The organism is Paenibacillus psychroresistens (assembly GCF_009728935.1).
In the GTDB taxonomy this organism is placed as follows: Bacteria; Bacillota; Bacilli; order Paenibacillales; family NBRC-103111; genus Paenibacillus_AC; species Paenibacillus_AC psychroresistens.
In genome coordinates, this window is record NZ_CP034235.1 from 5,544,518 (window position 1) to 5,556,541 (window position 12,024).

Consider the following 12,024-nt stretch of genomic DNA (forward strand, 5'->3'; position numbering starts at 1 on the left):
TTGGACAGATCATTAATTCTGTCCAAGCGGTTTTTATTGTTAACTTGTAGATTAGTGAATTAATAACTTCCGTTAAGAATACTGATTTGCTCATCAGCAGATTTTGGTGATCCCTGAATCGAATTTTTATCATCTTTTATGATTATAGGATTTTTGGTATTGAAATCAATATAGGTATCACCATTTACAATTGATGTATTGGAAGAACCAATGTCATCGCTTAAAACAATATTCAAACAATCTTGTTGTCCTTCCATTGTTGACCAGCTAATACTACGAATAAAGGATTCAGGAAATTTAGGTATTAAGTCACTACTAGAGTTTTTAAGACTAAACCACCTATTTAATAAATTAGCTGTAACTATCGGTTTATTCGTAAGTTGGTCAAATACAATAGTGATGGTATCACCAGCACCAAAATTATCATCAGGCGTATTAGAACTCACTAGAAAATCAATAATTTTAGGAGGAGAAGTAAAGGTCCCCGAAATCGGTAAGCTTATTGCCTCGCTGACATTTACCTCCCCTTTTGAATCCATAATTTTTGCAGAGGAAGTAAAATGTATAGTATCCCCAACTTGTATGCTGGAATCTGTAATATCGTTAAAGGTAATGCTCAAAATTGTATTAGTCGTATCCCAAGTTATATCATATTCAGTTAAACCAGATCCAAAACTATGATTATTACTGATAACTAACCAATCCTTTAAGTTTTGAGGAGTAATCAATGGTCTATTCGTAGCTTCACTGAAGGTAATCTCTAGCCAGTCACCATAACTCAACCCAACATTTCCATAATCTTTTGCCATTACAGTTTTAATTGTAGGTGCTGAGGAGAAGCTTCCTGTCAATGCTGTTGTAAACCCAGTATAAGCAAGTGAAAGTCCCTTATCATCCTTAATATTAGCTTCTGCTGATACTTGAAATATATCGCCTATCTTGATATATTTTGCCAAATCATCAGGAGGTGTATTGAAAGTGATAGTTAAGGCATTTTTAGAACTATTCCAGCTTGTAGAACTACCCGTTCCAAAATCAGCTCCACTATTCACAATAAACCATTTTTTCAAATCAGTAATCGTGGGTCCATTCGTACTTTGATTAAACGTTATAGTAATGTTATCCCCTTTGTTTAAGCCCGTTGCATTTCCTGTGTTAGAGGCAACAACGCTTACCACAGAAGGTGTAGCAGGTAATGGGCTGAAGGAGCCGGTGCTCTTGGAACTCATTGTAACAGCTTCTTGTGATGTTAGAAGGGCATCCTTTATATTCGCCGCTTTTGTTAGTGTAATGGTATCACCAACTGCAAATGTTACATTTGTAATGTTATTAAAATTAATGGTTAGCACGTCTCCAGCTGTATTCCAGTAAATATTGCTATCGACAAGCGCTGTACCGAAGCTATGTCCACCGCTTAATACGAGTAAAGAATTAATAATACTGCCCGCAAGATAAGGTTTATTGGTAGGTTGATTAAAGCTTATTATTACAGAGTCGCCAATTCCCAATCCTGCATTATTACCGGAATTAGATGCAACTATACTGCTAATGGCAGGAGCATCGCTGAAGCTTCCTGTCATAGGTTGAGAAACCATATGATTCAATTTATACTTCAAGGCAACGTCTCGAATATTGGCACTTTCAGATATGAATATAATATCACCTGGAACAATGGTCGCTCCTGTTACATCACTAAAGGTAATTGTCAGCACCTGACTATTGGTCCATTTAATATTATTATCCGTTAAGTTAGTGCCCCAGCTGTGCCCATTCAAATTCGCAAACCAAGTTTTAAAATTAGCCGCTGTTATCACTGGCGGATGACTAGTAGCTGTACTAAATGTAATTGCAACTGTGTCACCAACACTCAAACCAACATTACGTCCTACTCCTACATTAGCTGCAACTATACTTTTGATCTCTAGATAGCTGGTAAACGAGCCCGTGCTTACACCGCTTGTTGAATTTGAAAAAACATTCCCGCCTTGACTGCTAATGGTGGCATTTGCTGTGACTGTTACGGTGTCCCCTTGCGTGAACGTTGTAGCTGTTATATTGCTAAAAGTTATCGTTAGAATATTACCAGTTGAGTTCCAATAAATATCTCGATCTAATAAATTTCCAAAGCTATGACCATTATTCAGAACTAACATTGCATTCAAGGTAGCTGCTTTAATGGGCGGACGGTTCGTGTTCTGATCGAAGGTTATCACAACGGAATCGCCTACTCCTAATCCATCATTATTACCTGTATTATTTGCAACCACACTTGAGATAACCGGAGCTGAAGTGAAAGACCCTGTACTTGGAGCACTAATTGCAACACTCGCTACAGTTGAACCTGTACTATTCTTTAAGTTAGCTGCAGCTAGAACTCGAACTGTGTCACCTACAACAAAGGTTGTCCCCGTAACATTACTTAAGTATATGGTTAGGATATTACCTGTCGCATTCCAAGAGATGTCTGTATTCAGTAAATTTGATCCAAAGCTATGTCCACTGTTTATGGTGAACCAAGTAATTAAATTAGCTGCAGTTATGGTCGGTTTATTCGTATTCTGATCGAACGTAATGACAATGGAGTCGTTTACTCCTAGTCCAACGTTATTTCCTGAATTCACTGCAACAACGCTTGTGAAAACTGGAGGAGCTGCTGGAAGTATAATGGCACCATTAGCATTCTTTCTTATTGAAGGCTGCTTTTCAAATGGCGAGTCTATAGCACTATCACTAAGGGTGGCATTTTGAATCGTTCCCTGCCCTGTAAAAGTCATCTGAGTATTTAAAACTAATGCATTGAGTGTAACACCCGCACTTATATTCAAGGAATTGCTTACCGCTTCTTCACTTACAACCATCGTTTGAACACTACCGATAGGAATGGTCATCTGGATACTTTGACCATTTAGGTTTATTTTATCAAAGGCTCCGCTTAACGTAACTGCTGATGCTGCGCCGGATTCTGATCCACTCATAGTAACCGTTTGAAAACCTGATGATTTTATGCCAATTGCTTCTTCCAAAGTTGCCGTGGACTGAACCGTTGTATTGGTTATTCTCGTCGTTCCTTCCGCAACAACTCGCACCGCCCCTGTTGGTTTATTGACTACCAGCGAATCAATAGTCGTATTCTCCAAATGAATACTATTGACTCCGCCCCCATTGATGATGGCTGACTTTTTAATAATTACATTCTTCAGTGTTGCATCCCCTTCAGCCACTTGATCGCTGATAACGAGGTTACCGTTAATAACCATATTCTGCAGAACGACACCTGAAACCTTAATCGTTACATCGCCTTCAATTGTTTTCACGCCTGTAGTCGGACCATAAAGTCCAGCCAAATTAAAGTTGTTATTTTTGTAAGTTAGTGCTCTATCAAGCGAAACTATCGCTTCCGCTCTTTTAATTTTATTATTGGCTTTAAAGGACGTACTTCCAGAAGCTGCATCCAGATAGCCTGTCATGATTAGTGTTGTAGCTGCAATACCAATTTCATCATAGCCCCAATCCGCAAATTCATATGAATCCTCGAACATCGAGCTATCTCCAGCCACAGTATCCCCTAGACGAAGTAATCTGCTTATCATGACTGCCGCTTCTCTTCGGGTGATCTCCTTATTCGGACACATTGCGGTTTCCGAGCATCCTGTTATGTATCCAGCCTTAACAGCTTTTGCTACATCTGCATAGTACCAATCCTTATCTTTTGCATCCGTAAATGTAATATCCGCTTTTTCTGAAAAGCCAAAGGATCTATTAATTAATACTATAAATTCAGCTCTAGTAATTGTTTTATCAGGTCTAAATGTATTATCGTTGTAGCCGTTGGTAAATCCTTTTTCAATCCAGCTGTTGATTACTTTTTTGGCCCAATGTGTATTGATATCGGTGATGGCTACAATCCCACCATTAGCTACTTGAACTGAAGAAAATAACATCCATACACTTAGTAGAATTATAGCTGCGCGAGAAAAGGCATTTTTTGTCATATGGTCCCCCTAATTTTTCCTTTCTCTATTTTACACTATTAAGCATTAAGAGGGAATAAATAAAAAGACCCTTTTTCAAGGGCCTTCATTTTAGAGATTTATGCTTTATCTACCGACAAATTGCTGGGTATACATCTGTCCACATTTCCCACCGTTAATTATGCCAATCCCAATATGAGTAAAGCTCGAATTGAGGATGTTTTCACGATGTCCCTGCGAGTTCATTAAAGCTTGATGGGCTGCAGCAACTGTTTGGTTACAGGCAATGTTCTCACCAGCTGATTGAAATGTAATGCCAAACTGGTTCATCATATCAAAGGGTGATCCATACGTCGGTGACTGATGCTCAAAATAATTCAAGTTTATCATGTCCTGACTTTTCAGTCTTGCCGTCTGGGTCAGCGCCGAATCTACGATTAAGGCCTTCAGCCCCGCTTGAGCCCTAGCTTGATTAACCATTTGAATCATCTGTTCTTCTTCAGCTGTCAGCCCCGTAATTGGATATGTTGATGGAGCAGGTTTAAATGGTTGTGACGGTGTACGATTGACAGGTGGAATTGGTGTCGATTTCATTGTGATTTTTAATTGGCTATAAGCCCAGAGAATAGATTGCAATGTTTTATCGTCCACCGTACCGGTAACAGGCAACCCATATCGCCTTTGAAAATTTTGCACAGCTGTGGTTGTTAGGGTTCCATATTGCCCCGTTATCGTTCCATTGAAGTCGCCTAAAGATGCCAGCATCCCTTGCACTGCGAAAACATCCGCTCCCACTGAGCCTTTGCCAACACCCCATACTGTTGATATAGGTAAAGTAAGCAACGCTCCACATAATAAACTAATCCAAACTGTTTTCTTCCATTTAAGCTTTATGCTAAGTTTCATTCGCTACACTCACTTCATGTTGGGATAATCTTACTATGCTCACTTATCCCATTTGCTATGCTTATGAGTAGCTAATTAACATTTAAATGTTAATTTTGAAAATTTGGAGGGTAATCTCCCGTACATACAGCACTATGACGTCTAATTCTGCAGTGATACGATGATTTTCAGCATATGGCCGCTTAGATTATTGGAGTAGTATGCTATTAGACTGTTTTTCTGCTTATCACGAGTCCTTGCTATGCTATGAAGCTTGAGTACTGCTGCGATGCGCTGATTTCCAGCATATGGTGCCTTGGACTATTGGAATAGTCTGATGTTAGACTGTTTTTCAGCTTATCGTTGTCACTCAAACTTGCAAAAGCAAGCCAGCTTGCACCAAGCCTCCGCCAAAACCATAGATAAGCACGGTATCTCCAGCTTTAATTTTACCTTCACGTAATCCCATATCTAAAGCTAGTGGGATCGTAGCTGCTGAAGTATTTCCGTAATACTCCAAGCTTTGCAATGTTCTTTCTACTGGGAACTCAAGGCGTTCACATATTGATTCTATAATCCTCAAATTTGCACTATGTGGAATGAACCAATCAACATCTGCAAGCGTTACATCTGCTTTTTGTAGTAATGCTTCCACTCCTCTAGGCACCGTGCTGACCGCCCATTTGTAGACTTCCCGGCCATTTTGCACAACTTTTTGCGTGTCGATTAAGGGCTCTCCGTCCATTTCTTTGGAAATACCCGTACGATATAGGCTCTTCCCGCCTTCTCCCTCAGACATTAAGTGGTAGCCGAGAAATCCTGAAGTTTCGCTTTGTTCGACTAATGCCGCTCCTGCACCATCACCAAAAAGAATGCATGTGGATCGATCCGTATAATCGGTAATTTTGGACATTGTATCGGCGCCTACAACCAGAATCTTACGATGTAAGCCTGCAGCTATTAAACCATTAGCAACATGCAAACCATAAGCAAATCCCGCACAAGTAGCATTCAAATCAATCGCACCTGCTAGGGGAATGCTGAGCTTAGCCTGGATAAGACTAGAAACGGACGGAAAAGGAAAATCTGGCGTATGCGTACAGACAATAATCAATTCTACATCAGTTAGTGACTTCCCAGAGCGTGTCATCAGATCTTGTGCAGCCGCAATGCATAAATCACTAGTAAACTCATTGTCATTAGCAATTCTTCGTTCACGAATTCCTGTCATTTTAATAATCCATTCATCATTGGTATCAACAAGCTTTTCCAAATCTTCATTTGTTAAAATTCGCTCCGGAACATAACTTCCCATGGCGGTTATTTTGGCGTAAGAGTTCATATCGATCACCTCAAAAATAAATTTTTAGCATCTAATACTAGTACCAAGTACTAATAAACTAAAGTTACACTAAAATAAGCTAGGAGTCAATATTTCTTTATGAAGAAAGGAGTGAAATTTTCAGTTATAATTAATTTTCTTAACATATTAAACTGAGGAAATCGAAATGAAATTAGAAGAAGCGTACAAAAAATTCATTGAAAAACATACCAAAGGTAGAAAAGGTGAGCGTCTCCGAAGATTGCAGGCTGGGCAGGGACATACGATGAGATTATTTTTAGAAAATGTTTGGTGGCCAGCACTAGGTAATTTCGAAGATTTGCATCCGGAGTTTGAGATTAATGATTTTAAAGATGGTCTGAGATTCATAGACTTCGCTTTTTTCATTTTTGCTTTTCGAATTGCCATAGAGATTGATGATTATGGAACACATATTCAAAAAGCCAGCCGTTGGCAGCATTCGGATCAATGCTTACGACAGAACCATTTAACCATAGACGGTTGGAAAATTATCCGGTTTACTCACGATGACATTAAAGAGCGCCCTAGAATGTGCATGCAGATCATCCAGCAATTAATTGGTAAATTATCAGGTACGCAGATTATTCAGCATGATCAAATTTCAATTGAAGAGAAAGAAATATTAAGTTTTTGCCTTCGCTTAAACCGTAGCATTACCCCATCTGATGTTTGTTTGCTTCTTAGCATAGAAAATCAAACCGCTAGAAAAATTCTTCATAGATTAGTTGAAAAATCCTTATTAATTCCAGGAGGTGAAGGTACTAAAAGAATTAAGTGTTTTCGGCCTTCCACTAATATCGCACCTAGTAGTATTGGACTCTAATACCCAGTTAATTCATACAGCCATTGCTATCCTAGCGATATGTCTTATCGCAACGGCACTGAACCCAGTCTACTCCAAGCATCCTCAGCCACTCTAACGATATTAAATATCTCTACAGCAGCTTTCTCTAACTAACTTAGATCTGTAGCGATATTTCTTATCGCTACAGCACTGAACCTAGTCCACTCCTCACTCCCACTGCCACTCTAACGATATTAAATATCTCTACAGCAAGTTTCTCTAACTAACTTAGATCTGTAGCGATATTTCTTATCGCTACAGCACAAATCCTCCAAAACCCCATTGCACAAACTAATATTATATGTTAAATTACTAATAACATTAGTTTTGCGAAAGGAAGTGTTGTTTTATGCGTACTCGTCAATATGGTACTATTTATCAGCTAACTTTTTTACCTAGAGCTTTTCCGATTAATTGTTATTTGGTTGAGGAGGATACGGAGCTGACTTTAATTGATGCTGGGATGCCTTTTAGCAAAAAGGGAATTCTTCAAGCGATCGAGAAAATTGGCAAGCCGCTGACTCGCATTGTACTCACTCATGCACATGGAGATCATGTCGGTGCGCTTGATGGTCTGAAGCAAGATCTACCGAATGTTAAGGTCTATATCTCCAAACGTGACTCCTTGCTATTAGCTGGCAACAAAAACTCTCAACCCGGCGAACCACAAACGCAAATTAAAGGCGATGTGCCAAAATCCATAAAAACCATCCCTGAAGTCCTGCTCGAAGACGGAGACCGCATCGGTTCACTGCAAGCTATAGCAACACCTGGTCATACACCTGGCCATATGGCTTTTATTGATGTGAGGAATAAGGCATTGATTGCTGGAGATGCTATGCAAACTCGGGGAGGAATTGCTGTATCCGGAACGGTAAAATGGATGTTCCCATTCCCGGCAATGGCAACCTGGCATAAACAATCTGCATTAGATAGTGTTCGTAAATTAAGCACCCTCCAACCTTCCCTACTGGCTATTGGACATGGCAATGTTATACTTAATCCTGCAAAAGCTTTAGAGCAAGCGATTAATGAAGCAGAGAAAGCGTTGAGGTGACACTATGGCAGCTCGTCCCGGAATCAATAAATTAGTCGTCCTGCAAGCCGCCATCGAACTCGCAGACGATATGGGCATAGAACAAGTTACTTTAGCACTCATAGCCCAGAAATTAAAAATCAAAACACCGTCCCTTTATAATCATGTGGATGGCATGCCTGGAATTCGCAAGGATTTAGCTAGTTGGAGCTTGAGTCGAATGAAGGATCAGATAGCAAATGCTGCGATAGGTGTGTCTGGAGAAAAAGCTTTGATAGCTATGGGTTTAGCATATTTGGCTTTTGCTCGCAAACATCCCGGCTTATATGAAGCCACCTTGTCAGCACCTGATCGCGATGATCCTGCTATGCTGCTTTTAGCCGACGAGTTTGTAAATTTAATCCTGCGTGTTTTGGAGGTTTATCAGCTTTCCGAAGATGATGCTCTCCATACTGTCCGCGGGTTGCGCAGTATTTTCCATGGATTTGTTTCCTTGGAAATAAAAAAAGGCTTTGGATTAGCCTTAGATCGTGATGCAAGCTTTCGCTATATTTTACAGACTTTTCTGAATGGTCTAAAAAATCCCCATGCTTAAGTAGCGTTCCCCTGTATCGGGTGCAATGCATAATATCCTACGTCCTGCCCCTAATTGACGAGCAAGCTGAATAGCAGTCCAAACAGAAGCTCCTGCCGACGGCCCAACCAGAATCCCCTCTAATTGAGCAAGGTCACGGGTCGTTTGCAAAGCATCTTCATCTGAAACCTGGATGATTTTATCATATACTTCCGTATTAAGAATAGCGGGAATGAAGCCAGGACTTGTGCCAACCAGCTTATGCGGGCCCGGAACTCCGCCTGATAATACCGGCGATCCCTGCGGTTCAACTACATAAATCAAGATATTAGGCAAGCTCTCACGCAAAGCCTCACCCGTCCCCGTAATAGTTCCCCCTGTACCTGATGTCGCAACAAAAGCATCTAAACGCCCATCCATTTGCTGCAAAATCTCCACAGCTGTCGTCTTGCGATGAATATCTGGATTCGCCTTATTCTCGAATTGTTGGGGGATAAAACTCCGCGGGATTGAAGCTTGAAGCTCCAAAGCTTTATTAATTGCTCCCGGCATCCGCTCACCCGCTGGCGTCAATACAACCTCTGCACCATAAGCTTTAAGTAAATTAATTCGCTCTAAGCTCATATTATCCGGCATAATTAGAATGGCTTTATAACCTTTAGCTGCTGCGTTCATGGCAAGCCCAATCCCCGTGTTGCCACTGGTAGGTTCAATAATGGTATCTCCCGGCTGCAATATCCCCGCCTTCTCGGCTTCTATAATCATATTATAGGCGGCTCGATCTTTTACACTTCCGCTCGGATTGAAATATTCCAGCTTCACATACACTTCCGCATCATCCGCACCAACCAACCGGTTCAGCCGCACTGCAGGTGTATCTCCAATTAAATCTGTAATGCTGTTTACTAATCTTGTTCTCATGCTAATTCCTCTTTTCAAAACGATTAGGATAGGGGCTTGCTGAGCCAAGGCCGCAAAAAAAACCAAGCTACTAACGGTGCACTACCAATACCCAGCATTAAAAAGTTAATAACCAACGGCTGCTTGCTCCACGAAACAACACCAATAAAAATAAACGAACCCAGCAAGCGTCCTGCACATAACGAGAGCTCACGAAGCACGATATATTCCACACGCTTCTCTGCACTCTGCTCATTTGCACCAATTTGATCAAATACAACAGAAGTTATTGGAACAATAAAAAGTGGCATAAAAAAGGCCGTTCCGACTCCAAATATCAATAGCGTAGTATAATTTAATTTCCAGAAAAACGGTACTATAACCATAATCATCATCAAGATTCCCAGCAACATGCTAGTCTTGCGCCAACGCTGCTTGAGCCACTTTCCAACAATAAAAAATCCAACAAAGCCTACAGCCGAAGAAATAAGTGAAAAGTTGCCTAGCTTCATTTCATTCTTGGTGTATATGTAAACCAGTAACCCGATCAGAAATCCAAAAACACCTTCACGTACGCCTTGGGCTGCTAAGCTAATCGATATTTTCCGCCATGGATGTCCCTTTTTCAATAAAAGCTTCAAGCCAAACATCCATTCATATTGCTGCTGCACCTTGCGTTTTTTCAGAAAAAAACTAAGTACAACCCCGATTAGAAAAATAATCAACGATATCGTAAAAATAAGGCGATACCCTGCCGCATCCTTCATATGTGTAATCCAATAACCTGATAGCCAAGGTGCAATCATGCCCGCCCCAGAACCAAGCAAGCCCATACATCCGTTAAATTTATCTCTTGTATCCCGTTCAGTTACTTCAAAGTATACAATATTAAAGGCAATCCAGAAAAGCCCAGAGGCTAACCCCATCACCATACCAAGTAAAAATACATAATGTACCGCGTTTACACCAAGCCAAAGGATCAGCAGATAAAATAAAGCCGAAACAGCTACACCTAATCTTAGAGCATGCATTTTATTATGTTCTTTGACCCATTTGCCAGCAATCCAGAAGGTAATTGCCATAGTCAGCTGATTTGCGATCGCAAACCAAGCTATTAGCGCAAAATCATTCTTAGCAATCCACAAGTAAATGCTAACGAACGTCCCCGACAGTGCATTGGCAATAGCAAACAACCCATTTACAGAAAGAAGTAGTATGGATTGCCCAGATAAAGCCTTATTATTCGTTTGTTTTGACTTCATTCGATCCCCTTTTGGCAGCGTGACATTGAAGTTAAAGCTTCATTGTTACTATATCCAAAAGGGACAAAAATTACTGATTTCCTTTAATTACTTTAATCATAGAATCCCGGTCATCTGGTGATAACATGCTCTCGGTCGAGAAGCAGGATGGGCACACATAAAGCTGCAGCTTGAATCCATGAGGTAAAAAGGGTTGACCGAGCGAAACAGGAATCTCCGGGACAAACTTGCTGGAATCTACAGTCTGAGTGCCAGCTAGGAGCATTAATTCCTGACAACGGAAGCATTCTGGTACTTCAAGCTGAGTATCAAGTACCTGCATAACACCTTCGTGATAAACATCTTTAGCTTTAATCTCTTCGAGATCGGCTTCATAATCATCTGTGCTGTCATCATCTATATCCTCTTCCAATACACCGACTTGAGCTAACTCCTCTGCGGTTTCTGGCTCTTCGTCATCTTCATCATCAAAATCAGTTTCATGTTCAATCGCACCACCTAAAGGCAATGAACGATAAGCCTTAAGCTCATTGAAGCAATGCGGACATTCTTCCTCAGGTCCAAATTCGGGATCCCATGTAATCTCCATGTGACACCATGGACATATCACTACTTCGTTCTCACTCATGATTTTCTTGCCTCCATCAATCTATCTCTATTAACTTGCCTTACCTTAAATAGTACACACCAACAGCTACAAAAACAACCGCTAATGCAAATAACGTGCCCCACAAATACTTCATGTTACGCTAGCTCCAATTATATAAGACATAGAAACGGATATAATCAAGGTGATTAATCCCACAGCACGATTATCTTTTTTAATTTCCTCATCCGTCTTAAAGAACGGGGTTAAAAAATCAAAGACAAAATAAGCTACCAATAGTAGCCCAAAACCAATGGAGGACCAGATCAACGTATCGCCAAGAGTATCATTATTGAGAATTGCAAAACGAAAAATATTGCTGATTCCAAAAATTTTCCCCCCTGTTGCCATGGCGGCCGCGACATTGCCTTTCTTTATTTCTTCCCAATCCTTGTACTTGGTAATCAATCCAAAGATAATTAAAAAAATAATCAAAGCCACTACGGAAACCGAGAAAAAGGCCACCGTCTTTAAATACACGTTCGTCATCCAGCTATCGACCTCAGCGTTCATACTATATCCGCCTCCTGCAATAAAATTGCC

At 40.5% G+C, this 12,024-nt stretch carries 10 protein-coding genes; 3 read left to right on the plus strand and 7 right to left on the minus strand.

Annotated features, from left to right (window positions below; genetic code table 11):
• Nucleotides 1–59: 59 nt before the first annotated feature.
• From EHS13_RS25350 to EHS13_RS25360, 3 genes are all read right to left on the minus strand, one after another.
• Nucleotides 60–3,992 (minus strand): S-layer homology domain-containing protein, encoded by a 3,933-nt coding sequence (locus tag EHS13_RS25350; protein WP_155703054.1) that lies wholly within the window; start codon nucleotides 3,990–3,992, stop codon nucleotides 60–62.
• A 105-nt stretch (nucleotides 3,993–4,097) separates the two neighbouring features.
• On the minus strand, nucleotides 4,098–4,877 hold the full coding sequence (locus EHS13_RS25355; RefSeq protein WP_155703055.1) for a CAP domain-containing protein: 780 nt from the start codon (nucleotides 4,875–4,877) through the stop codon (nucleotides 4,098–4,100).
• A gap of 349 nt (nucleotides 4,878–5,226) precedes the next feature.
• Nucleotides 5,227–6,198 (minus strand): ketoacyl-ACP synthase III, encoded by a 972-nt coding sequence (locus tag EHS13_RS25360; protein WP_155703056.1) that lies wholly within the window; start codon nucleotides 6,196–6,198, stop codon nucleotides 5,227–5,229.
• Nucleotides 6,199–6,364: 166 nt separating this feature from the next.
• On the opposite strand from EHS13_RS25360, the gene EHS13_RS25365 reads away from it, so the two are divergent.
• The 3 genes from EHS13_RS25365 (at nucleotide 6,365) to EHS13_RS25375 (ending at nucleotide 8,694) form a co-directional block, all read left to right on the plus strand.
• Nucleotides 6,365–7,042 carry a DNA-binding response regulator gene (locus EHS13_RS25365; protein ID WP_155703057.1) on the plus strand — a complete coding sequence of 226 codons (678 nt, stop codon included), beginning with the start codon at nucleotides 6,365–6,367 and terminating at the stop codon, nucleotides 7,040–7,042.
• Nucleotides 7,043–7,412: 370 nt separating this feature from the next.
• Complete coding sequence (locus tag EHS13_RS25370; RefSeq protein ID WP_155703058.1) at nucleotides 7,413–8,120, plus strand: MBL fold metallo-hydrolase; 708 nt, start codon at nucleotides 7,413–7,415, stop codon at nucleotides 8,118–8,120.
• Nucleotides 8,121–8,124: 4 nt separating this feature from the next.
• Nucleotides 8,125–8,694: a TetR/AcrR family transcriptional regulator gene (locus EHS13_RS25375; protein WP_155703059.1), complete on the plus strand. Its 570-nt coding sequence runs from the start codon at nucleotides 8,125–8,127 to the stop codon at nucleotides 8,692–8,694.
• Here the strand turns inward: EHS13_RS25375 and cysK are convergent.
• The 4 genes from cysK to EHS13_RS25395 form a co-directional block, all read right to left on the minus strand.
• Nucleotides 8,674–9,594 carry a cysteine synthase A gene (gene cysK, locus EHS13_RS25380; RefSeq protein ID WP_155703060.1) on the minus strand — a complete coding sequence of 307 codons (921 nt, stop codon included), beginning with the start codon at nucleotides 9,592–9,594 and terminating at the stop codon, nucleotides 8,674–8,676. The two genes, EHS13_RS25375 and cysK, sit on opposite strands and share 21 nt — an antisense overlap.
• A gap of 23 nt (nucleotides 9,595–9,617) precedes the next feature.
• Nucleotides 9,618–10,835, minus strand: a complete 1,218-nt coding sequence (locus EHS13_RS25385; protein WP_155703061.1) for an MFS transporter — start codon at nucleotides 10,833–10,835, stop codon at nucleotides 9,618–9,620.
• Between the two features lie 70 nt (nucleotides 10,836–10,905).
• Nucleotides 10,906–11,463, minus strand: coding sequence for a hypothetical protein (locus EHS13_RS25390; protein ID WP_155703062.1), 558 nt, complete (start codon nucleotides 11,461–11,463; stop codon nucleotides 10,906–10,908).
• Nucleotides 11,464–11,574: 111 nt separating this feature from the next.
• Nucleotides 11,575–11,994: a DUF350 domain-containing protein gene (locus EHS13_RS25395; RefSeq protein ID WP_155703063.1), complete on the minus strand. Its 420-nt coding sequence runs from the start codon at nucleotides 11,992–11,994 to the stop codon at nucleotides 11,575–11,577.
• Nucleotides 11,995–12,024 lie beyond the last annotated feature (30 nt).

Bases quoted from the DNA above. Each gene is read 5' to 3' on its own strand.
- EHS13_RS25350 (WP_155703054.1), bottom strand. From the start codon at position 3,992: ATGACAAAAAATGCCTTTTCTCGCGCAGCTATAATTCTACTAAGTGTA.
- EHS13_RS25355 (WP_155703055.1), bottom strand. From the start codon at position 4,877: ATGAAACTTAGCATAAAGCTTAAATGGAAGAAAACAGTTTGGATTAGT.
- EHS13_RS25360 (WP_155703056.1), bottom strand. From the start codon at position 6,198: ATGAACTCTTACGCCAAAATAACCGCCATGGGAAGTTATGTTCCGGAG.
- EHS13_RS25365 (WP_155703057.1), top strand. From the start codon at position 6,365: ATGAAATTAGAAGAAGCGTACAAAAAATTCATTGAAAAACATACCAAA.
- EHS13_RS25370 (WP_155703058.1), top strand. From the start codon at position 7,413: ATGCGTACTCGTCAATATGGTACTATTTATCAGCTAACTTTTTTACCT.
- EHS13_RS25375 (WP_155703059.1), top strand. From the start codon at position 8,125: ATGGCAGCTCGTCCCGGAATCAATAAATTAGTCGTCCTGCAAGCCGCC.
- cysK (WP_155703060.1), bottom strand. From the start codon at position 9,594: ATGAGAACAAGATTAGTAAACAGCATTACAGATTTAATTGGAGATACA.
- EHS13_RS25385 (WP_155703061.1), bottom strand. From the start codon at position 10,835: ATGAAGTCAAAACAAACGAATAATAAGGCTTTATCTGGGCAATCCATA.
- EHS13_RS25390 (WP_155703062.1), bottom strand. From the start codon at position 11,463: ATGAGTGAGAACGAAGTAGTGATATGTCCATGGTGTCACATGGAGATT.
- EHS13_RS25395 (WP_155703063.1), bottom strand. From the start codon at position 11,994: ATGAACGCTGAGGTCGATAGCTGGATGACGAACGTGTATTTAAAGACG.